This window comes from Acinetobacter sp. DSM 11652, from assembly GCF_900109815.1.
GTDB lineage: Bacteria > Pseudomonadota > Gammaproteobacteria > Pseudomonadales > Moraxellaceae > Acinetobacter.
This window is the reverse complement of record NZ_FOBK01000008.1, coordinates 48,003-73,056: the sequence shown is the minus strand read 5'-3', so window position 1 is coordinate 73,056 and position 25,054 is coordinate 48,003. Positions and strand designations below refer to the sequence as shown.

The 25,054-nt window shown below is 41.2% G+C and carries 16 protein-coding genes and 2 pseudogenes; 17 read left to right on the top strand and 1 reads right to left on the bottom strand.

Going from position 1 to position 25,054, the window contains the following annotated elements; all coding sequences use genetic code 11:
- Window positions 1-6: 6 nt before the first annotated feature.
- From ftsI to BMW42_RS09145, 5 genes are all read left to right on the top strand, one after another.
- On the top strand, window positions 7-1,836 hold the full coding sequence (ftsI, locus tag BMW42_RS09165) for a penicillin-binding protein PBP3 (protein ID WP_035263956.1): 1,830 nt from the start codon (window positions 7-9) through the stop codon (window positions 1,834-1,836).
- Between the two features lie 7 nt (window positions 1,837-1,843).
- Window positions 1,844-3,340, top strand: coding sequence for a UDP-N-acetylmuramoyl-L-alanyl-D-glutamate--2,6-diaminopimelate ligase (locus BMW42_RS09160; RefSeq protein WP_092767283.1), 1,497 nt, complete (start codon window positions 1,844-1,846; stop codon window positions 3,338-3,340).
- Window positions 3,341-3,349: 9 nt separating this feature from the next.
- Complete coding sequence (locus BMW42_RS09155) at window positions 3,350-4,753, top strand: UDP-N-acetylmuramoyl-tripeptide--D-alanyl-D-alanine ligase (protein WP_092767281.1); 1,404 nt, start codon at window positions 3,350-3,352, stop codon at window positions 4,751-4,753.
- Complete coding sequence (gene mraY / locus BMW42_RS09150; protein WP_092767279.1) at window positions 4,754-5,872, top strand: phospho-N-acetylmuramoyl-pentapeptide-transferase; 1,119 nt, start codon at window positions 4,754-4,756, stop codon at window positions 5,870-5,872.
- Window positions 5,873-5,943: 71 nt separating this feature from the next.
- Complete coding sequence (locus BMW42_RS09145) at window positions 5,944-6,750, top strand: putative RNA methyltransferase (protein WP_092767417.1); 807 nt, start codon at window positions 5,944-5,946, stop codon at window positions 6,748-6,750.
- 33 nt (window positions 6,751-6,783) lie between these two features.
- Here BMW42_RS09145 and ponA read toward each other — a convergent pair whose 3' ends face one another.
- Entirely contained in the window at window positions 6,784-9,309 is a 2,526-nt protein-coding gene (gene ponA / locus BMW42_RS09140) for a penicillin-binding protein PBP1a (RefSeq protein WP_092767277.1), read from the bottom strand.
- A 168-nt stretch (window positions 9,310-9,477) separates the two neighbouring features.
- Between ponA and BMW42_RS09135 the strand changes: the two genes are divergently transcribed.
- The 12 genes and pseudogenes from BMW42_RS09135 (at window position 9,478) to BMW42_RS09085 (ending at window position 25,037) form a co-directional block, all read left to right on the top strand.
- The gene (locus tag BMW42_RS09135) at window positions 9,478-10,536 is read left to right on the top strand and encodes a pilus assembly protein PilM (RefSeq protein WP_035263966.1); all 1,059 of its coding nucleotides are present in this window, start codon (window positions 9,478-9,480) and stop codon (window positions 10,534-10,536) included.
- Window positions 10,536-11,162 (top strand): PilN domain-containing protein, encoded by a 627-nt coding sequence (locus BMW42_RS09130; protein WP_092767275.1) that lies wholly within the window; start codon window positions 10,536-10,538, stop codon window positions 11,160-11,162. Before BMW42_RS09135 ends, BMW42_RS09130 begins: the two co-directional genes overlap by 1 nt.
- A complete protein-coding gene (locus BMW42_RS09125; RefSeq protein ID WP_092767273.1) occupies window positions 11,159-11,887 on the top strand; it encodes a type 4a pilus biogenesis protein PilO in 729 nt (242 codons plus the stop codon). The genes BMW42_RS09130 and BMW42_RS09125 overlap by 4 nt, the downstream gene beginning before the upstream one ends.
- Window positions 11,887-12,414, top strand: coding sequence for a pilus assembly protein PilP (locus BMW42_RS09120; protein WP_092767272.1), 528 nt, complete (start codon window positions 11,887-11,889; stop codon window positions 12,412-12,414). The genes BMW42_RS09125 and BMW42_RS09120 overlap by 1 nt, the downstream gene beginning before the upstream one ends.
- A gap of 19 nt (window positions 12,415-12,433) precedes the next feature.
- Window positions 12,434-12,832 (top strand): annotated as a pseudogene (locus BMW42_RS14965) (AMIN domain-containing protein); the annotation flags it as partial.
- A gap of 375 nt (window positions 12,833-13,207) precedes the next feature.
- Window positions 13,208-14,938, top strand: a pseudogene (locus BMW42_RS09115) (type IV pilus secretin PilQ); the annotation flags it as partial.
- A gap of 36 nt (window positions 14,939-14,974) precedes the next feature.
- Window positions 14,975-15,517 carry a shikimate kinase AroK gene (gene aroK, locus BMW42_RS09110; protein WP_035263975.1) on the top strand — a complete coding sequence of 181 codons (543 nt, stop codon included), beginning with the start codon at window positions 14,975-14,977 and terminating at the stop codon, window positions 15,515-15,517.
- 25 nt (window positions 15,518-15,542) lie between these two features.
- On the top strand, window positions 15,543-16,622 hold the full coding sequence (gene aroB / locus BMW42_RS09105; protein WP_092767271.1) for a 3-dehydroquinate synthase: 1,080 nt from the start codon (window positions 15,543-15,545) through the stop codon (window positions 16,620-16,622).
- Between the two features lie 14 nt (window positions 16,623-16,636).
- Window positions 16,637-17,482, top strand: a complete 846-nt coding sequence (locus tag BMW42_RS09100; protein WP_035263987.1) for a hypothetical protein — start codon at window positions 16,637-16,639, stop codon at window positions 17,480-17,482.
- A gap of 414 nt (window positions 17,483-17,896) precedes the next feature.
- Window positions 17,897-22,372: a glutamate synthase large subunit gene (gene gltB / locus BMW42_RS09095; RefSeq protein ID WP_171260706.1), complete on the top strand. Its 4,476-nt coding sequence runs from the start codon at window positions 17,897-17,899 to the stop codon at window positions 22,370-22,372.
- A 72-nt stretch (window positions 22,373-22,444) separates the two neighbouring features.
- A complete protein-coding gene (locus BMW42_RS09090; RefSeq protein ID WP_035263992.1) occupies window positions 22,445-23,866 on the top strand; it encodes an FAD-dependent oxidoreductase in 1,422 nt (473 codons plus the stop codon).
- Window positions 23,867-24,146: 280 nt separating this feature from the next.
- Window positions 24,147-25,037 (top strand): metal-dependent hydrolase, encoded by an 891-nt coding sequence (locus BMW42_RS09085; protein WP_092767268.1) that lies wholly within the window; start codon window positions 24,147-24,149, stop codon window positions 25,035-25,037.
- Window positions 25,038-25,054 lie beyond the last annotated feature (17 nt).

The following is a 25,054-nucleotide window of genomic DNA, read 5'->3' as shown; positions in this document are numbered from 1 at the left end:
CGCTGAATGGTTGATAAAAGCAAAACAAAACAAACACGTAAAAAACAGCAGCCCATTACACAGAAAAGAACCGTTGCTGTAGATATGTGGCGTTTCTATTTAATGTGGGGCTTAGTCCTGACATTTTTTGTAGTATTGGTTGCACGTGCCTTTTATGTTCAAATTGTGAACAAAGACTTTTTGCAAAATAAAGCCAATGCCAAAATTTTACGTACTGAAAAATTAAGCGCGATGCGAGGGGTTATTAGCGACCGTAATGGCGTTCCCTTGGCTATTAGTACACCAATTATGAAGGTGGTGATTGATCCTCAACATTATTTTGAAACTAAAGCAACTTTTGATGAAATCACTGAAGAGTTAAAAAAGAATCCAACCAGCCGTAAATTAAAAAATCAGTTACCACAGGAAAACCTGAATTTAGATGAGCTAGCAGATGCAGTTGGGTTGGATCGAGCTGACCTCAAAAAGCGTGTTCAAGATCGAGCTCGTTCACGTTATTTAGTATTGAAAAAAGAAGTACCACCTGCTCAAGCGGCTCTGTTAGCACAACGTAATTTTGCTGGCGTATATTCTGAAAAATCATATAAACGTTATTACCCACAACCACAACCCAACTCTCAAATCATTGGTTTAACCAATACCGAGGGAACGGGGATTGAAGGTTTGGAGATGCAGCTGAATAAGCGGCTTGCAGGGGTCAATGGCGAACAGAAAATTGTACGTGATAAGCATGGTAACCGTGTTCAAGTTCCAGAAGTTATTAAAGAAGTTGAAGCTGGGGAAAATATTACACTGAGTATTGATTCTCGATTGCAATACATTATGTATCGAGAGCTTACCGCGGTAGGCGTGGCAAATAATGCACGTTCTGCTACAGCAATTGCGGTCGATGTCAAAACCGGTGAAATTCTAGCGATGACCAGTTGGCCGTCGTATAACCCGAATGATAAAAAAAGTTTATCCAATAAAGATGCAATGCGAAATCGCGGTGCAGTTGACTCGTTTGAACCAGGTTCGACGATGAAACCATTAACGGTGGCGATGGCGCTTGAAAGTGGTAAGTACACTGCAAACTCAGTCGTTAATACCACGCCAGGGTCGATGCGTGTCGGTAATCATACAATTCGTGATACGCATAATTATGGAGCGCTTACTTTAGGTGGCATTATTCAAAAATCCTCCAACGTAGGTGTAGCGAAAATTGCCTTATCTTTGCCTTATCCGACTTTACCAACGTTCTATAAGCGTCTTGGTTTTGGACAGCGTTCGGCTGTTAAATTCCCTGGTGAAAGCCCAGGTCTGATCTTACCGCCAAGTAAATGGAATATTTCAGAAGTTGCAACCATGTCCTATGGATATGGTCTTAATGCCACGGTACTACAATTGGCAGATGCTTATGCCATGCTGGCAAACAAAGGGAAGAAAGTTCCTTTAAGTTTGTACAAGCTGGATGAAGCTCCTCAAGGTGAACAAATGATTGATCCTAAAATTGCGGATCAAGTCTTGTTAATGATGGAGACAGCAACATTACCAGGCGGTACAGCGACTCGTGCTCAAATACCAGGTTATCGCGTTGCAGGTAAAACGGGTACAGCACACAAATTACGTGCTGACCGTAAAGGTTATTCGACCAATGAATATCGAGCTTTATTTGCAGGTGTTGCACCTGTAAGTGATCCACGTTTGGCGATGGTCGTCGTGGTCGAAAATCCAAAAGGCACATATTACGGTGGTACTGTCTCAGCACCTGTTTTCGCAAAAGTAATGCAGGAGTCGCTGAGACTGTTAAACGTACCATTGGATAAACCCTTAGATACTCCAAAATCCATTCCATAGGTGATGAATGTCGATTACATTTCAACAAATCTACGCTGTAGATCATCCAGCAGAATGGATGCAACAAGCATTTAATGGCTTCCAATTAGATAGTCGTAAAGTTGAAGCGGGACAAGTGTTTATTGCTTTGACCAGTCTTTCTCAACCTGAAAAAACTGCAGAATATGCACAGAAGGCACTGGATCTTGGTGCTTTGGCTATTATTTCAGAACAAGATTTAGGTTTAACGCCAAGTTTGATCGTTCCGAATGTGCGTATGCTCATGGGACAATGGCAGAAAGATTATTTGCAACAGACACAGCCAGTAAATCCACTTCGAGTATTGGCTGTCACGGGAACCAATGGTAAAACGACCATTTCAAGGCTTGTTGCAGAGCTATTGGTGTTAAGCAAACACCCATGCGCGGTGATGGGGACGACAGGGAATGGGATTTTACCTCACCTTGAAGCATCTACACATACCACGTTAGATGCGTTGCATATGCAAAATCAATTGCATGCTTATGCTCAGCAGGGGGCTAAGTTTGCTGCTATTGAAGCCAGCTCCCATGGTATTGAACAGGGGCGTCTCAATGGAACGCCAATTGAAGTTGCAGCTTACAGTAATTTAAGTCGCGATCATTTGGATTATCACAAGACTTTAGAGGCCTATGCTGAGGCAAAATCACGCTTATTTCAGTTTGAGAGTCTTAAAGTTGCAATTATCAATATCGATGATGCTTACGCAAATATCATGCTCAAAGCGGCGGAGCAAAATCCAGCAAAACCTAAAATTTTAACTTATTCCACCACTCAACCCGCGGATTACCGTGTTGAAGAGATTCAATATAGTTTAGATGGTGTTCATTTTAAATTGGTGACCAAGTCCCAAAGCTATTTAGTGCATAGTCCGTTATTGGGTCATTTTAATATTGAAAATGTGGTTGCGAGCTTAATCTCTGTTGAACAGGCGGGTTTAGATTTATCTCAGTTAGTCGCTTTAGTTCCTCAGTTAAAAGGCGCGCCAGGGCGTATGCAAGTGTTGCGTGATCGAGATCGTTTGTTTGTCGTGGATTATGCCCACACTCCTGATGCATTAATTCAGGTTCTTCAAACATTAAAACGTCATGTTTCACAGCAATTATGGGCTGTGTTTGGGTGTGGTGGTGATCGTGATCGCGGTAAACGACCATTAATGACACAGGCTGCTTTAGATTATGCAGATGTTGTATTGCTCACCTCAGATAATCCACGTACTGAAAACCCAGAACAAATTTTTGCTGACATGAAGGCTGGAATTGAATTTTTGAACAGAGAGGTTCATGAAATTCATGATCGTCGTGAAGCGATTAAGTTTGTAGTGAAAACAGCAAAAGCAGGTGACATTGTTGTGATTGCAGGCAAAGGCCACGAAAATTATCAAGAGATTGATGGTGTCCGTCATTGGTTTGATGATGTGGTAGAAGTCCAAGCAGCCATTAAGGGTCAGCATGCGATTGAGCCAGCATCTTATCCAGCAGACTAAGGAATCATTATGCACACATCTACTACAAGTACTGCGACACTTGTCCCATGGACTTTGTCTGATCTAGTTGCTGCTACTCAAGGGTATTGGTTGAATGATAAAAAACCGACTGGAGAAGTAAAGCGTATTTTGACAGACTCACGTCATGCGGAGTCGGGGGATGCTTTTTTAGCGCTGAAAGGTGAGCGTTTTGATGCGCATGACTTTGTTCAACAAGTGGCTGAAAAAGGCTGTAAGATTGCGATTGTTGAGCGACCTTTAGATATCGATATTTGTCAGTTGGTGGTAACAGATACGAGATTAGCTTTAGGTATGCTTGGTGCATTTCGTCGCGCTCAACATGCGCAATTAAAAGTTATTGCACTAACTGGTAGTAGCGGCAAAACCACCACTAAAGAAATGCTTGGAAGTATTCTTGCTCGCAAAGCACCGACATTGATCACGCGAGGTAATCTCAATAATGATCTGGGTGTGCCTATGATGCTATTAGAGCTTCGACCAGATCATGAATATGCAGTGATGGAGCTTGGAGCAAGTCATCAAGGAGAAATTGACTATACCTCGAAGCTCGTTCAACCTCATGTTGCGGGTATTATTAATATTGGTACGGCTCATCTTGGTGAGTTCGGTGGGCGTGACGGAATTTGTAAAGCTAAATCTGAAATCTATGGTCATGTTTCAGAAACTTCGATCGTGCCAGCAGCTGATGATTATATAGACCAGATCCGTCAAAGTGTAAAAACAACAAAAATCTTAAGTTTTGGAGAAGGTGGCGATGTCTATGCTTCAGATATTCAGCTGAATCCACAGAGTGCTCAATTTAAATTACATACGCCTGTAGGTGTCCAACCCGTGGATTTACCTTTTGCTGGTGAGCATAATGTTCAAAATGCTTTGGCTGCTGCTGCTTTTGCATTGTCATTAAATATCAGCTTGGATGATATTGTCACGGGTTTAGAACAAGCTGTGGGTGCAAAGGGACGTTTGAATTTTATTCAAAAAAACGATTTTTTATTTATCGATGATACATACAATGCCAATCCGACGTCGATGCGTGCAGCGGGTGAAGTGCTTGCACAGCAAGAAGGTATTCGTGTCATGGTGATTGGGGATATTGGTGAGTTAGGTCCGACTGCTGCTCAACAACATTATTTACTCGGGCGAGATTTGGTTTCGATTCGCGGACTCAACTTTGTTGTTGCTGTTGGTGAGTTTGCACCAGCAACACAGGAAGGCGCACGTAGTACTCAGTACGGGAAAAAGTTACAAGCTTTCCTCAATCAAGAGCAAGCTCTACCATTTTTAATTAGTCTAATCGAAACACATCAACCGCAAAAAATGAGTTTCTTATTCAAAGGTTCTCGTTATACCCATATGGAAACGTTGATGGCAGATTTGATGGAGAAACTCTAAATGCTGTTATGGTTATTTGAACAACTTTCCGGCTATCACAGCTCGTTCCAAGTGGTTCGTTATTTAACATTACGTGCGCTGCTCAGTGTCTTGACAGCACTCACGATAGGCCTAGTTCTTGGTCCTGTTATGATCCGTAAGTTACAAGCTTTAAAATATGGCCAAGCGGTAAGTTCTTTCGCTCCGGAAAACCATGCCAAAAAAATGGGAACACCAACCATGGGTGGTCTCCTTATTTTGCTTTCTATTGGGATTTCAACTTTACTTTGGGCAGATCTTTCAAACCCTTATGTTTGGATTGTGCTTGGCGTGATGGTGATATTTGGCGCCGTAGGTTGGGCGGATGACTGGATTAAAATCCGTTATAAAGACAATGCAGGTTTGCCAGCGCGTAAGAAGTTTTTTTGGACATCTGTCGCTTCTTTGGGTGCAGGGATATCACTCTACGTAATTGCGACTCAGCAAACTAATCCTGTACACACTGCGAATATGTTGGATTTGCTGATCCCTTTCTTTAAAGATCTTACAATTCCTTTATCGGTAATCCCTTTAGGGATCGGTTTTATCATATTCACTTATTTAGTGATTAACGGTGCGTCGAATGCTGTTAACCTGACTGACGGTTTAGATGGTCTTGCAATTATGCCAATTGTATTGGTTGCGGCGGGCCTAGGGGTGTTTGCTTATCTGGCGGGTGATGTTCGTTTTGCAAATTATCTACATATTCCCTATGTGAAATATTCATCTGAACTCGTTGTTATCTGTGCTGCAATGATAGGTGCAGGTTTAGCATTCCTTTGGTATAACGCGCATCCTGCACAAGTATTTATGGGAGATGTTGGTGCCTTGTCGCTTGGAGCGATGCTGGGAACTATTGCGGTGATGGTACGTCAGGAAATTGTATTTGCAATTATGGCGGGTGTATTTGTAGTCGAAGCAGTCTCTGTATTCTTACAAATCGGTTCGCTTCGTATGCGAAATAAACGTGTTTTCCTTATGGCGCCGTTACATCATCACTATGAAAAGAAAGGATGGCGTGAAACACAGGTGGTCATCCGTTTCTGGATTATCACAATTATGCTGGTAGTTTTAGGTCTAATGACCTTAAAATTGCGCTAAGCAAGAATCAAATGAGATCAAGTCGGCTTATGCCGGCTTTTTTCATCGCTAAAATTTTTTTGGAGAAAATGATGAATCTGTTGATGTGTCCTGTTTGTCGCGAGGCATTGGCGCTTGAGGGGAAAACATGGCGCTGCAAGAGTAATCATAGTTACGATATTGCAAAGCAAGGTTATGTGAATTTGCATGTCGTACAGCATAAACACAGTAAAAATCCAGGGGATACCCCCGAGTCTGTTCGAGCTAGACGGTCATTTTTATCAGCGGGATTCTATGCGCCATTACAGCAAGCTGTCGTTGCTAAAATACGAGAATTACGTATTGAAAATCTTCTAGATATTGGTTGCGGTGAAGGATATTACACCAATGCAATGGAATCTGAAGCGATACAAGTTGTAGGGGTAGATATTGCTAAAACTGCAGTTCAGGTAGCAGCAAAATTTAATCAAAATGTCACTTGGGTTGTGGGTACGGGGGCTGTGTTGCCTGTTTTAAGCGAGACCATAGATTTGTGTACCAGTTTATTTAGTCCTATTCCCGAGGCGGAAATATTACGTGTATTAAAACCATCGGGGTATTTAATGGTTGTTACCCCAGGTCCACAACATTTATATAAAATGCGAGAAGCACTATTTGAAGAAGTTAAGGCACATGAACCACATAAATTTGTAGCGCAGTTGAGCGAGCACTTTGAATTAATTGATGAAAGCTTAATCCAAGCACCATTGGTGTTAAACCAAAATGATTTAAAGTGTCTTATCGCAATGACGCCATATGCTTATAAGGCGAAGCCTGAACGACGTGAGCAATTAGAACAAGTTGAAAAATTTGAACTGAGTGCAGAGTTTCAAATCTATATTTTAAAAAAGAAAAGTTAAAAAAAGCCCTCTTTTTGAGGGCTCTTTTTGGGGTTATTGAACTTGATCAATCAAATTTTCGATTGAATCCCGTTTAACTTGTGGTGTTGAATTCATATCCGGTGGTATCGACGACGTCGGCGTTAACGGTTGATCGGTATCTGGTAGATCATCAAAATCGCGATCATTCGTTGGTGCTACCACTGGAGCAGGGCGATAAATCGGACGAGCTAAAGGTGGAGTTTTATCTTTTTGCTCATGGTTTAATGTATGTACACGACCACGTTGTTCTCGAGTTAAAGGAGCTTTTGCATTTTTATCTAAACTTACCCAAGCATATGGTGTATTGGCAAGAGACTTCTCCATAAAGTCACTCCAAATTGGAAGAGCAGCGATACCCCCATATTCACGACGACCTAGTGTAGTCGGTTGGTCGAAACCTACCCATGAAACTGCGACTAGATTGCCGTTAAAGCCAGCGAACCAAGCATCTTTTGCATCATTGGTTGTTCCTGTTTTACCTCCTAAATCACCACGACCAATTTTCAATGCTGCGCGACCAGTACCATGCTGAATTACGTCTCGTAAAATATTCGCCATATCAAATGCTGAGCTGGATTTTAAAATTCGATGTGCTTGACGATATTGGCTACGCTCTTCATCAGTTAAAGTGGGTTGCTTATCCTCTAAAGACTGATTGGTAACTTCAATAATTTCGTCGTCTGGTGTTGTTGCTTCAGCAGTGGTTGTACCTTGCTTTTGAGATTTAATACATGAAATACATGCGTATTCTGGATTGGCTTGATAAATCACTTTGCCGTAAGCATCCTCAATACGGCTAATGAAGTGAGGTTGCACGCGGAAACCGCCATTGGCAATTGCGGCATAGCCTGTTGCCATTTGCACAGGGAGTACTTGAGGTGTTCCTAATGCAATCGTGTAGTTACGTGGAATCTGATCATCCTGCAAACCAAAATCCATAAACAATTGGCGAGTACGTTCTAGACCGACTGTTTGTAAAAGGCGAACAGATACAGTATTACGTGACAAATATAAAGCGCGACGTAATGGAATCATCCCCAGATAGCGCCCATCAGAATTGCGTGGTGACCATTTACCAATGGTAATGGGGTTATCACTAACCATGGTATGTGGCGTCATACCTCGTTCAAGTGCAAGCGAGTAGACAAATGGTTTGATAATAGAGCCAGGTTGACGCCAACCTTGCAGTGCACGGTTAAATTTCGATTGATAAAAATTATATCCACCAACGATCGCGACAATGGAACCATCATTTGGGTTAAGTGCAATTAACTGACCTTGTACACGAGGCACCTGTACCAAGGACCACATACTACGATTTTGATTTGGACGCAGACGAACAATATCTTTAACTTTCACAATTTGCGAGGCATTGCTCGGTGCACCACCCACACTATTGGCATTGCGATAGCGTCTCGCCCAAGACATTCCAGACCAAGGAACAGTGACTGATGAACCATCTTGTAAAGTTGCTTCAAAAGAATTACTTAAAACTTTAGTGACTTCAGCAGGGTAGGTGTTTGCAAATGGCACAAAATCTTTTAAGGGTTTGTCATGAGCTTCTGGGCCACGCCATCCATGACGACGGTCATAATTTTCTAAACCAACACGAACTGCTTCTTCGGCAAAGGCTTGACGATTGTAATCAATAGTGGTGTAAACCTTATATCCAGAATCGATCGCGAGATCGCCAAATTTTTTGACGAGTTCCGAACGAACCATTTCACCGACATAAGGGAATTTATTGTTAATACCGCGATCAGGCATGTCCAAGGCGATAGGTTCTGATACAGCATCTTCATATTCAATTTGGCTGATATAACCCAACTGTAGCATACGACCTAAAATCCAATTGCGACGTTCTAACGCACGCTCAGGATTGGCCACAGGATTATACTTAGAGGGTGCTTTAGGCAATCCTGCAATCATTGCCATTTGGGCAATTGAAAGATCGTCTAAATTCTTGTTGTAATAAATTTTTGCTGCTGCTGCAATACCATAGGCATTTTTACCGAGGAAAATTTTATTGACGTAGAGAGTTAGAATTTCTTCTTTTGATAATTTTTGTTCGATTTTACGTGCTAAGAAAATTTCGGTGAGTTTTCGCTTGAGTGTTCGTTCTGGTGTTAAATAATAGTTTTTAGCCACCTGCATGGTGATCGTAGAACCACCAGTTTGAATGTCAGAACCCGTGATCGATTCACTGACTGCACGCCCTAAACTTTTAAAACTAATACCGCTATGCTCAAAAAAAGAAGAGTCTTCAGCAGCTAAAAAAGCATGAATAAAATCTTGTGGAATTTGCTCATATTCAACTGGAACAGAAAGTTTGCCACCATATTCTGCGATTAATTGGTTATCTGCTGTATAAACTTGCAGCGGTTTTAATAATGGCGCCTTCTTAAAAGCAGACATCTCTGGCAAAGATGGTGCGATATAGAGATACATTCCATAGAAACCCATTGGAATTGTGACTAAAGTAATGATAATCAGCAAAAAAAAAGGGTGAATCTGTCCACAACAAGATAGCTTTTTCATAACAAGTAAGTTTTAATAGGTGCTAAAGGCAAACTAATAGAAGGTCAGTATAGCTTCTCATTTAACGGAATGTTAGTTGAGTTATTATATCCGCAAAAAAATTAGACCAAGTGTAGTTAGTTTGTATTGTGCTGTTGTTGGGGACAAAAAAATAATAGGAATTGCATTGTGCTTAGACTATATCGTAAGCCAAATAAGGGGTTAGTGGGGGTAGATGTTAGCTCGACCTCTGTTAAGCTACTAGAGCTATCTGTTAAAAACGGTCGCTATTGGGTTGAAAGTTACGGATTAAGTCCATTGGTTGATGGGAGTGTTGTTGAAAAAAACATCCTCAATCAGGATAACGTGGCTGATGCCTTAGAGCGCGCGATTAATATTGCAAATCCGCAATCGACGAATGCTGCTTTTGCGGTACCTACATCTATGGTGATTCACAAGGTCATCGAGATGGATGCCGACATGAGCGATGATGAACGTGAAGTTCAGATTCGTATGGATGCTGAGCAATATATCCCATTCCCACTTGACGAAGTCAGTTTAGACTTTGAAGTGCTTCCTGAGCGATTAAACAATCCAAACAGAGTGAACGTTTTACTCGTTGCGACACGTACTGAAAACGTGGATTCTCGTATTGAAGTATTGGATTTGGTCGGCCTTACCCCAAAAGTTGCCGATGTTGAAAGCTATGCACTGGAACGTAGTTTTGAAGTCTTTGCAGATACATTGCCGATTGGTGCAAATCTTGTTGGTGTTCTTGATATTGGTCATACCATGACGACTTTATCAGTTATGCAAAATGGCAAAATTATTTACACGCGCGAACAAGTGTTTGGCGGTAAGCAATTGACTCAAGATGTACAAAATCGTTATGGCTTATCTTATGATGAAGCTGGGCGTGCTAAAAAAGACAACACCTTACCAGATGACTTTGAAACAGAAGTTTTAATGCCATTCCTTGATGCAGTGATTCAACAAGCAGCGCGTTCATTACAGTTCTTTTTCTCTTCTTCTCAATTTAACGAGATTGATCATATTTTATTGGCGGGTGGTAATGCCAATATCCCAGGTCTTGCAAAAATGATGCAACAAAAATTGGGATATCGCGTCACTATTGCTAATCCATTTTTACAAATGGGCTTTTCTCCTCAAATCGACCTGAAAAAAATAGAAAATGATGCACCGTCATTATTGGTGGCGTGTGGCTTGGCATTGAGGAGTTTTGATTAATGGCTAAAATTAATTTACTCCCTTGGCGCGAAGAGCTAAGAGAACAGCGAAAAAAGCAATTTGTTTATATCTGTATCGCAGTGGTATTACTTGCGATTTTATCGGTTTTAGCAGCTTGGTTCTTCTTGAATCATAAATTGCAAGACCAAGAACAAGCAAACCAACTTATTGTAAGCACCAATCAAAGTTTAGACGTTCAATTAAAATCCTTGGAAGGATTGCAAGAACGTCGAAATGCAGTGATTGAGCGGATGAAACTGATTCAAGGTCTTGAAGGTCAACGACCTGTTACTGTGCGTTTAGTAGACGAATTGGTACGTGTTGTTCCTGAAACAGTGTATCTGACGAAATTTACCCGTACTGGTAATAAATTTACCATCGAAGGTAAAGCTGAAAGTCCGAATGCGGTAGCAGAGTTATTACGTGGTTTAGAAGCTTCCCAGTGGTACCGAAATGCATTTATGAATTCATTCTTGGCTGCGCCAGAAGTGAAGGAAAAAGCACCAAGTTCGGTAATCCCTCGAGTTGAAGAGTCTTACGGTACATTTATCGTGACTGTCGACTTGGGTGCAATTGCTCAACCGATAGCAGATATGGACGCGAATAATGTGGGAGGTGCACCATGAGTCGTAATGATTTAAATGACTTTGATTCAGATGTCACTGCACCAAAAAAGAAGTCCATGACTGTTGAAAAGTTCTTTCAGCAATTTAATACTTTGGACTCCAATAACTACGGTAGTTGGCCACTGTCTGTAAAAATTACCTGTTGGATTTTTATTTTCCTATTTGTTTGTGCTATTGGTTACTTTTTGGTGATTAAACCAAAACTTGAATCAATTGATCTTGCTAAAGCACAAGAGGCAAATTTACTGACAGAGTTTAAAGAAAAGGATTCTAAGCTCCGTAATTTGCAGCAATACCAAGCACAGTTGCAACAAATGGAAATGAATTTCAATGAGCAATTACAACAATTGCCAAAAGAAACAGAAATTCCAAGTTTAGTTGAGGACATCAACTTAACAGGTGTAAATTCAGGGCTCAAATTTAAAAATATCCGTCTCGAAAATGAAGTGGCTCAAGAATTCTTCATTGAGCAGCCAATTTCGATAGAAACGACAGGTGATTATCATTCATTTGGGCGTTTTGTGAGTGGAATTGCGTCTTTACCGCGTATCGTGACTTTGCATGATTTTGTGATTACAGCAACGCCGAGTACAGATAAAAAATCAGATATTCCACTGATCGATTATTCATTAAAAGCCAAAACATATCGTTATGTTGCATCGACTGAAGATACGGTAGGTTCAGCGGTTGTTCCACCAGCTGATATGCCAGCAGGAGGACAATAATGAAATCATTTAAGCTTTTGTTCGGATTAGTTATTGCAACGGCTATGGTGGGATGTGATTCGCGTATTGATGCGGTCAATCAAGAAATGGCGAATATTCGTAGCCAACCACCTTTACCGATAGAACCGGCACCTGTATTTAATCCAGTTCCAAATTTTCTTTACTCGGCGCATCAACTTCGAAGTCCATTCTTGCCAAACTCATTGGCAACAGAGCTAAGAATCATGTCGGGTAAACGTGTTTATCCTAATTTTAATCGTCAACCACAGCCTTTAGAAAGCTATGCATTGGAAACGTTAAACTTTAAAGGAAGTTTAAAACGTAACAATGGACAGATTCTTGCTTTGATTCAAACCCCTGATGGTGAGATTGAGCGTGTGCAACGTGGTAATTACATGGGGATGAACCAAGGGCGCATCGTGAAGATAACGCCGACTCAAATCGATCTGATTGAAATTGTTTCAGATGGTCGAGATGGTTATATCGAAAGACCAAGAAGCTTAGTGTTGCTTGGGCCTGTTGGTTAAGACGAGTTAAGGAATAACAATGAAAAAGAGTATGCAAAATTTTTGGGGTGGGGATCGACAGTATATGAACCGTTTTCTTCGTCAATTCGCTATGACCACTGTTTCTATAGCTGTTATGCAGGCAGCGGCGGCTAAAACTACGATGACCAATATTGTGCCTTTGCAGGTGCCAGGTCAAGGAACAGAAATCCGTGTCATGTTTAACGGATTACCTCCACAGCCACAGTCATATCAATTGGAAAATCCATCTCGACTGGTTTTGGATTTTATGCAGGCAGGTCAAACACTGGCGAATACTAAAATACCTGTGTCGACCACTGAAGCAAACTCAGTTGAAGTCATTTCTAATGATCAGCGTTCACGGTTAACTGTCAATTTAACGCAGAAAGGTAGCTACACGACACGTGTTGAAGGCAATACCTTTATTTTAAAAATAAATAATCCGAACTCTGCGAAAGTGGCAACATCAGCGGCGCCAGTGGTTACACAAGCCAAAGCAGCAGAACCAACGACTAAACCAAGTGTTTTAAAGCCAGTCATACGTCCTAATCTGACGAATAACGTTACACCTGTTGCGACTACACCTGTTGCGACTACAGCTGTGGCAACGACACCTGTAACGCCAACACCTGTGATTCCTGTTGCAGCACAGCAGGTATTGAAACCAACTGCACCAACGCCTACTGTGTTAAGACCTGCCGCTCCACCTACATCAGTGGTTAGTCAGCAAGTTGCAGCACCTGTACCACCTCCAGTAGCTCCTGTTTATCAGCAGCCTGTTGCGTATACACCGCCAGCACCTGTCGCTTATCAAGCAGTAGAACAAGGACTACAAGATATTGGTTTTGAGCGCGGTAGTGCAGGTGAGGGACAAGTTGTACTGAATTTAAAAACAGCAGATACACCAGTGGATGTACAACAGCAAGGTAGCAAAGTTGTGGTGCGTTTCCTCGGTAACAAAATTCCATCGCATTTGGTGCGCCGTTTAAACGTTAATGATTTTGCGACGCCTGTCTCTACAGTAGATGCTTATAATGATAAGTCAAATGGTGTAATTTCCATTCAGTCGAGCGGTAGCTTCGAATATATGGCTTATCAAACAGATGGTAAGTTAACCATCAGTCTAAAACGCCCAGAAGAGAAAAAAGGCTTAAGCAGCCAAAATCGCACACCGAAATATACAGGTAATAAGATTTCTCTCGACTTCCAAGACATTGAAGTGCGCCGCGTATTACAATTGTTGGCTGATTTTACCGGTATTAATATGGTGACTTCGGATTCAGTTCAAGGGAATATTACATTACGCTTAAAAGATGTGCCTTGGGATCAAGCGCTTGATATTGTAATGAAAACCAAGAACTTGGATAAGCGTCGCAACGGAAACGTGATTTGGATTGCACCTGTTCCAGAATTGATTAAAGCCGAAGAAGAAGAGGCGAAAGCCATTGCACAAAGTGTGAAATTGGCACCATTGCAAACCGAATATATTCAATTGAGCTATGCCAAAGTTGAAGATATTGAAAAGTTGATTACTGAAGGTCGTAACAGTCGTTCTTCTAATGGTAATAATACAAACTCAACAACTGACCCATTGGGGGACAGTGTCGGGTCATTATTAAGTCCACGTGGTACAGTTTCAATTGATCCACGTACCAATACATTGATCATTAACGATACAGTTCAAAAAATTGATCAAATTCGCAAGATGATTGATTTATTGGATGTTTCTGTAAAACAAGTCATGATCGAAGCTCGTATTGTACGCGCGACAACAGATTTCACTAAAGAAATGGGTGTGAAATGGGGGGTAGTATCGAAAGGTGTTGCAACCAATAATGATCTTTTGGTTGGTGGTAGTGATCAAACGCTGTGGGATTTAAAATCACCAAGTGAGGATGGTCGTTATAATATTCAACGTCCTGATAACTTAAATGTGGATTTAGGTGTGGCTGGGGCTGCAGGTAAAATTGCATTTGGTTTAATCAATATGTCTGATTTTATGCTGGACCTTGAGTTGTCGGCACTACAAGCTGATGGCTACGGTGAAGTTATTTCTACTCCAAAAGTTCTCACTGCTGATAAGCAACAAGCGAAAGTTGCTTCAGGTCAGGAAATCCCTTACCAAACCACTGAAACTGCAGGTGGTGCTGCAACGGCGACGACTTCCTTTAAAGAAGCGTTGTTAAGCTTAGAGGTAACACCAAGTATTACGCCTGATGGTAAAATTCAAATGAAATTGAACATTACCAGTGATTCACCAGCAGGTTATGCACAGAATGGGGAAATCATTTTGAATAAAAATCAAATTGATACCAATGTGCTTGTGAACAACGGTGAAACTGTGGTGCTAGGTGGTATTTTCGAGCAAGAAACGATTTTTAACCAAACCAAGGTGCCTTTCTTTGGTGATATTCCAGCTGTTGGTCGTCTATTCCGTAAAGACAGTAAAACAGAGAATAAGCGTGAGTTATTAATCTTTGTGACACCAAGAATTGTTAATGACAGGCAAACTAGAAACAATTAATATAGTTTCAATGAAAGCAATTCAATAGGTGACTCCTTGCCAAGCAAAGAGTTTGAAACCCTACCGAATATTTATTTGGTAGGGCCCATGGGAGCTGGTAAAACAACCGTTGGTCGACATCTTGCAGATTTACTTCATCGAGAGTTTCTTGATAGTGATCATGAGATAGAAAGAAAAACTGGGGCGACCATCCCATGGATTTTTGAGAAAGAGGGTGAACAGGGATTCAGACATCGTGAATCACTGGTAATTGATGATTTAACATCAAAACAAAATTTAGTTGTTGCGACGGGTGGCGGTGCAGTTACTCAGTCGATTAATCGATCTTATCTAAAAGATCGAGGTATTGTGATTTATCTTTATACTCCCGTAGAAATACAACTTCAAAGAACCTACCGTGATAAAAATCGACCTTTATTACAAGTCGAAAATCCTGAACAGAAATTACGTGAATTATTGAATATTCGTGATCCGCTGTATCGTGAAGTTGCACATCATATTATTGAAACGAATCAAGGTGCTGCGCGTGATTTGGCACAACGTATTCTTAATGTGATTGTCGCAAAAGAATTGAATTAAATTTGTTTTATTGGCTTATAACATCATGCAAACCTTATTCGTTGAACTCGGTGAACGCCGTTATCCTATTTTCATTGGTAGTGATTTAGATCCGCAACAATTACTTGAACCCTATATTCATGGGCAACAGGTCATGATTGTCACCAATGAAACGGTTAAACCGTTGTATTTAAATCACTATGTATCAGCTGTGGAAGGTTTAGGTAAAAAAGTTGAGACATGTGTTCTACCTGATGGTGAATGTTATAAAAATATTGAACATTTGAATTTAATTTTTGATGCCTTGCTTGAGGCAGGATTTAACCGCGATTGTACAGTGCTTGCCTTGGGTGGAGGGGTGATTGGTGACATGGCTGGATTTGCATCAGCTTGTTTCCAACGCGGAGTATATTTTATTCAAGTCCCGACCACGCTGCTATCGCAAGTCGATTCGAGCGTTGGCGGTAAAACTGGAATCAACCACCCATTAGGCAAAAACATGATTGGCGCATTCCAGCAGCCACAGGTCGTACTTGCGGATATGGCGCAACTTAAAACATTGCCTGAGCGTGAGTTATCAGCAGGTTTGGCTGAAGTCATTAAGTATGCCCTATTAGGAGATGTTGATTTTCTTGCATGGCTTGAGGAAAACATGGATGGTCTCGTTGCACAACATCCAGAATTACTTGCTGAAGCAGTGTACCGCTCTTGTGCACACAAAGCGCGAATTGTGGCCAATGACGAGAAAGAACAGGGTGAGCGTGCATTGCTGAATTTAGGTCATACCTTTGGACATGCGATTGAATCTTATCTGGGGTATGGTGAGTGGTTACATGGTGAGGCTGTGGCGACGGGAATGGTGATGGCGGCAGATTTATCTTATTTAATGGGGTGGATCACAGAAGCTGACCTTGAACGTACAAAAATTATCATTCAACGTGCGAAATTACCGATAAAATGTCCTCAAATTCCACTTGATGAATTTTTGGCATATATGTCTCATGACAAAAAAGTCCTGAATGGTCAATTACGTTTAGTGCTCTTGAAGTCGCTAGGGCAAGCAGTAATTACCAAAGAGTTTGATGTGGGATTAATGAAACAAGCGATTTTACGTAATCAAGCATAATCTTAGGTTTTCTCATGACGGTACGCCACTCATCCCCACGCACAGCGCAACAATATATTTGGTTGATCGGTGGCATACTGTTTTTAGTCGCATCTTTTGTATTCTGGATTTTGACTGATAGCAAAGAGTTGGTTACTCAGTCTAAGCAAATTGAAGAAACTCAAGTCCAGATTCAACCTGAAAAGGTGGCAGCAACAAATTATTTGGGCGGGCTGACTGATCAAGTGCGACCTTTGGAATTAACTGCGCGTAAAGTGGCTTCAGGAAACCATTTGCCTGAATTTAGAGGCACAAAGTTTATTCAAGACAATAAAAATAATTATTTTATCGAACTATTTCGCGTTACCAATGAAGATGTAATTAAAAGTTTTCTTAATAAGCAAACTGATCGTAAACCATACATTTATTTTCGTTTGAGTGGTGAGGATCAAGTTGAACAGTACATTTTGGGTTATGGGCTGTTTATGGGGGAAGGTGCTGCCAAGACAACTTTAAATGGATTGGATTTAAAGTTACCACCTTCTGTAGCGCCTAAAGTTGCTGGCTTTAATCAGTTTGTGGGTCAAGTCAATGACATGGGTTCTGAAGAACTAACAACTGCAAAATTATACGAAATTAAATTACGACCTGCAGCGGTACCATTGATTGATGAGTCATTGCTGGTTCGTCCTAAGCCAACCCCTGTGGCTGATCCTGCTAAGGCAACAACCAATGTGACTATTACAAGAAAAGATCAGTCAGGAAATGTGGTTGATGTGAGACGTTCGCAATCGAATGTTGACCCTATTTCGAGCGATAATTCAAAGAATAATACGGATAAACGGAATCAAGAGGCTCAAATTAGTGATCCATTTAATTAAAATGGTATAAAATGGCGCAAAATTAAACGAAAGCATAATAAATTTGCACATCATTGGTGCGATAAAGTGGTTCTAATTTGGTGCCTTTTCGGTTAATAATGACAAAATAATTGAAATAAAACGCTTGCACGGAATAAATAAATATTGGCATAGATTTTGCTTTTATTGGTGCACTGATTAAGTAAATTGTCCCTATTTTGGAGCGAAGACCTTAATTTAGTGTGCGATTTAGTCAAATTGATCTGCTTTAAATGGGTGCAAATCGTCTCGTACATTTGTGAAATTAAATCAGAAAAGACGTTCAATAACGAAAGACATACAGAATCATGTCTTTGTTTTATAAAGAAATCGTATTTGAAGAATAGATAAGTTTTGCCCAATGAGGGCCATGTTGAAGAAGGGTACGCTATGCACATGCCATCGCCTAATACTGTAGCTCCCGCTAAAGGTCTATACCAACCGGATGAGTTTAAAGATAACTGTGGTTTCGGATTAATCGCCCATATGCAAGGTGATGCGAGTCATGACTTGGTCAAGACCGCGATTCATAGTTTAAGTTGTATGACGCACCGCGGTGGTATTGCTGCAGATGGTAAGACGGGTGATGGATGTGGTCTACTGTTGGCTATGCCTAAGCAATTCTTCCGTGAAGAAGCAAAACGTTTAAGTGATATTACACTCAGTGAAATTTTTGCAGTAGGTACAGTTTTTCTTAGCCTAGATCCTGCAATTGCTGCACATGCAAAACAAGTGCTGACTAAAGAAATTGAATCAGAAGGTTTGCGTGTAATTGCATGGCGTTTAGTGCCAACCAATAATGAAGCATTAGGCTCAATTGCGATGCAGTCTTTGCCAGCATTTGAACAAGTAATTGTTAACTGTCCAATGGGTGTTGAAGAGGTTGAGTTTAACCGTAAGTTATTCTTGGCTCGACGTCGTGCTGAACAAAAATTAAGTCAAGATAGTTCATTCTACGTTACAACACTTTGTTCAACTGTGATCTCTTATAAAGGCTTAATGATGCCTGATGCGATTGCAGATTTTTATACAGATTTGGCTGATCCACGTTTGGAATCACACATTGTAGTGTTCCATCAGCGTTTCTCAACCAATACATTGCCACGTTGGCCATTGGCACAACCTTTCCGTTACTTAGCGCACAATGGTGAAATTAATACCATTACAGCAAACCGTAACTGGGCGATGGCACGTACACCAAAGTTTGAAAACCCGCTCTTACCTGGTTTAACTGAGCTCAACCCAATCGTAAATCGTACTGGCTCTGACTCTTCAAGTTTAGACAACATGCTCGAGATCTTGGTTGGTGGAGGTATGGATTTATTCCGTGCACTACGCATGCTCGTTCCACCAGCATGGCAAAACGTTGAAACTTTAGATGCTGATTTACGTGCATTCTATGAGTTCAACTCTAAACATATGGAAGCATGGGACGGGCCAGCAGGTCTTGTGATTCAAGATGGTCGTCATGCGATTTGTATGCTTGACCGTAATGGCTTACGTCCTGCACGTTGGGTAATTACTAAAAATGGTTACATCACACTTGCATCAGAAATTGGTGTCTGGGGTTATGAACCAGAAGATGTGGTCTCTAAAGGTCGTGTTGGACCAGGTCAGATCTTAGTCATTGACACTTTCACTGGTAAATTGCTGGATACTAAAGACGTCAGTAATCATCTGAAAAAAATGCGTCCTTATCGTCAATGGTTGCGTGAAAATTCAGTTCGTATCCAAGGCAGCCCAGAGTTAGAAGAATATCTATGTGATCAAGGCTTAAAAGGCGATGCTTTAAAAGCAGCGCAAAAAATGTTTATGGTGACATTTGAAGAGCGAGATCAGTTATTACGTCCAATCGCTGAAAGTGGTCAAGAAGCAGTAGGTTCCATGGGCGATGATACGCCGATGGCAGTATTGTCTCGTCAAGTACGCCATGTAACAGATTACTTCCGTCAACAATTTGCTCAGGTAACTAACCCACCAATCGATCCATTACGTGAATCGATCGTAATGTCTTTAGAAACATGTTTGGGTCGTGAACAAAATGTATTTGAACAAGGTCCAGAGCATGCGGATCGATTAATTATTTCAAGTCCTGTACTGTCAAACTCTAAAATGCATCAAATTCGCACTTTAGGTCGTAAGGGCTACGAGATTGCAGATATTGATCTAAACTATGCAGAGACTGAAGGTCTAGAAGCCGCGATTACACGTATTTGTGAAGAAGCAGCGCAAGCAATTCGTGATGGCAAAACCCTATTGGTGATTTCTGATAAGAAAATTCGTGAAGGGTTCTTACCAGCCAATGCAGCGATGGTAACGGGTGCTATCCACCATTACCTCATCCATGCAGGTTTGCGTACAGATGCAAACATTATTGTTGAAACAGCTTTAGCGCGTGATCCACACCAGTTTGCCGTAATGCTTGGCTTTGGCGCAACAGCAATTTACCCATATCTTGCATATGACGTCATTAATGATTTAATTGCGAAAGGTGAGTTGTTAGGTGATCCGATTCATGCACAAGCGAATTTCCGTAAAGGGATTGAAAAAGGATTGCTGAAAGTCCTTTCAAAAATGGGTATTTCGACTGTTGCTTCATATCGTGGTGGGCAGTTATTTGAAGCTGTCGGTTTATCTGAAGAAGTTGTTAATAAATGCTTCACAGGTGTTCCAAGCCGTATTAAAGGTGCGACTTTTGTTGATCTTGAAAATGATTTGAAAAAATTAGCAGAAACCGCTTGGAAATCACGTAAGCCAATTGAGCAAGGTGGTTTGCTGAAATTTGTATTTGATAAGGAATATCACGCTTTTAACCCTGATGTAATTAATGCTCTACATAAATCTGTACGTTCTGGGAAATATGAAGATTTCAAAGAATATGCTGAGCTTGTAAATAATCGTCCAGTGGCAACCATTCGTGATTTATTTAAACTCAAAACAGAAAATTCAATTCCACTGGATCAAGTTGAATCTGTAGAAGCGATTCTTCCGCGTTTTGACTCTGCAGGGATGTCTTTAGGGGCATTATCACCAGAAGCACATGAAGCGATTGCCATTGCAATGAATACAATTGGTGGTCGTTCGAACTCAGGTGAGGGTGGTGAAGATCCAGCGCGTTACGGCACAATCCGTAACTCAAAAATCAAACAAATCGCATCAGGTCGTTTTGGTGTAACGCCTGCTTACTTAACTTCTGCAGAAGTACTGCAAATTAAAGTGGCACAAGGTGCAAAACCGGGTGAAGGTGGTCAGTTGCCAGGTGGTAAAGTGAATGGCTTAATTGCACGTTTACGCTACTCTGTACCGGGTGTGACATTAATTTCTCCACCACCGCACCACGATATTTATTCAATCGAAGATTTATCGCAGTTAATTTTTGATTTAAAACAAGTGAACCCTCAAGCGATGGTCTCTGTAAAACTGGTATCTGAGCCAGGTGTGGGTACGATTGCTGCGGGTGTTGCAAAAGCCTATGCTGACTTTATTACCATCTCTGGTTATGACGGTGGTACAGCAGCATCGCCATTGTCTTCGATTCATCATGCGGGTTCGCCATGGGAGCTTGGTCTTTCTGAAGCGCATCAAGCCCTTCGTGTAAATGATTTGCGTGGTAAAGTTCGCGTTCAAACGGATGGTGGTTTAAAAACGGGTCTAGATGTCGTGAAAGCAGCTATTTTAGGTGCGGAAAGCTTCGGTTTTGGTTCTACACCAATGATTGCGTTGGGTTGTAAATACCTCCGTATCTGCCACTTAAATAACTGTGCGACTGGTGTAGCGACTCAGCAAGATCATTTGCGTCAAGAGCACTATATCGGCGAACCACAAATGCTCATTAACTTCTTCACCTTTATTGCTGAAGAAACACGTGAGTGGTTGGCTGCATTAGGTGTATCAAGTTTGAAAGACTTGATTGGTCGTACCGATTTACTAGAAATGCTACCTGGTGAAACAGATAAGCATGCTCACCTAGATTTAAGTGCTTTACTTGAATCACATCCAGCTGCTGAAGGCAAAGCTCAATATTGCGAAGTCGAAGGAAATGCACCATTTGATAAAGGTGTTTTGGCTGAGTCTATGATCGCAGAAATATTGCCTGCGATTGAAGCTGGTACAGGTGGTGAATACAGTTTTAGCATTGGTAACTGTGACCGTTCTATTGGGGCACGTGTTTCAGGTGAGATCGCTCGTCGCTATGGTAATTTAAGTATGGAAGCACACCCTGTTAAAGTGAATTTGACAGGTACTGCTGGACAATCACTTGGTGTATGGAATGCGGGTGGTCTGCATATCAAGCTTGAGGGTGATGCGAATGACTATGTGGGTAAAGGTATGGCGGGTGGTCGTATCTCAATTTTCCCACCGAAGGGTTCTCCATTCCAAACACAAGAAACAGCGATCATTGGTAACACATGTTTATATGGTGCAACAGGCGGTAAATTATTTGCTGCAGGTACAGCTGGTGAACGTTTTGCTGTTCGTAACTCAGGTGCGTTCGCGGTGATTGAGGGTGCAGGCGATCACTGCTGTGAATACATGACAGGTGGTATTGTGACGGTACTGGGTAAAGTTGGTCATAACTTCGGTGCAGGTATGACAGGTGGTTTTGCTTATGTACTTGATTTAGATAATGACTTTGTTGATCATTATAACCACGAGTTGATCGAGCTTAATCGTATTTCGACCGAATCAATGGAAGAACATAAAGAGTTCTTAAGCCGCATTTTAGATGAGCATATTAAGGAAACTGGTAGTGCTTGGGCGTATAAGATCCGTAATGAGTTTGATTTCTACAGCCGTAAATTCTGGTTGGTGAAACCGAAAGCTGCAAACTTGCAGACTTTATTAAAAACAACTCAAGCTGATCCTCAATAATTCCACTACTGCAGATATATAGGCAGATGCAGCTGAACTAACAACAGACTGCATCTACCCACGGAGAGAGACATGGCAGAACGCCTTAATAATGACTTTCAATTCCTGGATGTCGCACGCCAAGATCCAGAGAAAAAAGATCTCAACGTCCGCAAAGCTGAGTTTGTGGAAATTTATAAACCTTTTACAGCCGAAGTTGCGAAAAACCAAACACATCGCTGTTTAGGTTGTGGTAACCCTTACTGTGAATGGAAATGTCCAGTACATAACTATATTCCAAACTGGTTAAAACTGATTGCTGAAGGTCGTATTTTTCAAGCAGCAGAGCTTTGCCACCAAACCAATACACTACCGGAGGTGTGTGGTCGAGTTTGTCCTCAAGACCGTTTGTGTGAAGGTGCATGTACACTAAATGATGGGTTTGGTGCGGTGACCATTGGAAATGCTGAAAAGTATATTAATGATACGGCATTTGCATTGGGCTGGCGTCCTGACATGTCTCATGTCAAATGGACAGATAAAAAAGTCGCGATTATTGGTGCAGGCCCTGCAGGTCTAGGTTGTGCGGACATTTTGGTGCGCAATGGTGTTAAACCTGTCGTATTTGATAAGCGCCCAGAAATAGGTGGTTTGCTGACCTTTGGTATCCCTGAGTTTAAGATGGAAAAGGACGTGATGAAACGTCGTCGTGAAATCTTTACAGGCATGGGGATTGAATTCCGTTTAAATACAGAAATTGGCACAGACATCACCATTGATCAATTGCTTGCTGATTATGACGCTGTCTTCATGGGTATGGGAACATACACATACATGAAAGGTGGTTTTGCAGGTGAAGATTTGGAAGGTGTTTATGATGCCCTTGATTTCTTAATTGCCAATGTGAATCGTTGCCAAGGTTGGGAAAAAGATCCTTCAGAATTTATCAGTGTGGAAGGTAAGAAAGTTATTGTACTCGGTGGCGGTGATACTGCTATGGATTGTAACCGTACTTCAATCCGCCAAGGTGCAACATCTGTCACTTGTGCATACCGCCGCGATGAAGAAAACATGCCAGGTTCACGCCGTGAAGTTAAAAATGCGCGAGAAGAAGGTGTTGAATTTCAGTTCAATCGTCAGCCGATCGAAATCGTGGGTGAGAATGGAAAGGTCACAGGTGTTAAATTTGTGACGACTCAACTCAGTGAGCCTGATAGTCGTGGTCGTCGCAGTCCTGAACCGATCCCAGGTTCAGAGGAAATCTTACCTGCTGATGCAGTGCTGTTGGCCTTTGGTTTCCGTACAAGCCCTGCAGAATGGTTTAATGATGTAAGTATTAATTTAGATGGTTCAGGTCGTGTCGTTGCTCCTGAGCATCAACAATACAAGTTCCAAACTTCTAATCCGAAAATCTTTGCCGGTGGAGATATGGTGCGTGGTTCTGACTTGGTCGTAACTGCGATTTGGGAAGGACGTCAGGCTGCTGAAGGTATTTTAGATTATCTTGATGTTTAAACGAAAACATGCCTTACAAAAAATCCTACTTCGGTAGGATTTTTCATTTATATGCATGACTTGTTTGACAATCTCTTGTTGAATATTCAAAAGTATCCAATTCAAGAACTATCTTAAGAATCATGTAATTAAATAAAAAAGAGAATGGAGTTGTAATTTAATTTGCGACTTTATTGGCAAAAAATATAATTTATTTGTCTGTGTGGTTATTTTTGCAATATTAAATCTGATTTATTCTGACAGTATGAATAAGAAATGCTATATCCATATAGGCTCTAAAATGACAACTACACAAATCGCCAAAGATAAATCTTATTTAAATCGTCCAAAAGCGATTGGGATTACCGTACGACGTTTAAATTATAATCCTAAAGCCATTCGACGCCATTTTTTCGCGAATTCTCCAGTCATGTCACATTTGTTGACAGCACTTTCTTCTACCTTTCCAATTGGTGAACAATTTTTTGTTCATAGTGTTCGTAATGTACGAGATAAAGTGAAAGATGAAAAATTACAAGCGCAGATTGCAGCCTTTATTGGTCAAGAGGCGATGCATTCAAAAGCACATGCGGAATTTAATGACGCTTGGCGCCGTGATGATTATCAACTTGATAACTTTCAAGCATGGTTAGCGCGACGCGATGAATTTATTCGTACTACCCATCCAAAATTGCAGTTAGCAATTACCTGTGCTTTTGAGCATTTTACAGCGTTATTGGGTGGTTATATTCTTCGTCATCCTGAAGTGCTGTCGACCTTAGATGAAGATGCAACTAAGCTTTGGGTGTGGCATGCAATTGAGGAAATCGAGCATCGAGCAGTTGCATTTGATCTCTACCAAGCGGTATATAAAGATACCAAAGTGCGCCGCAATATTATGCGTAGCGTAACCACAGGTTTTGCGAGTCTTACATTTTATTCAGCAACTCGATTATTTTGGCAAGATCGTCGAAAAAGCTTACCGAAGGTCAGTGGAAACTTATATGGTATTTACTTAATTTCTAAAATGATGATCGAACTAATTCCAGAATATCTATCATATTACAAAGAGGATTTTCATCCTTCTGAAATTGACTATACGGATATCGTGAATCATTGGAAGGCCAAATTAGCTGAAGAATATCAAGTGGAAGGCTTCCAAGAGCATTCCCAACCTGTACTGTATAGCTAATAAAAAACCTAGCGAAT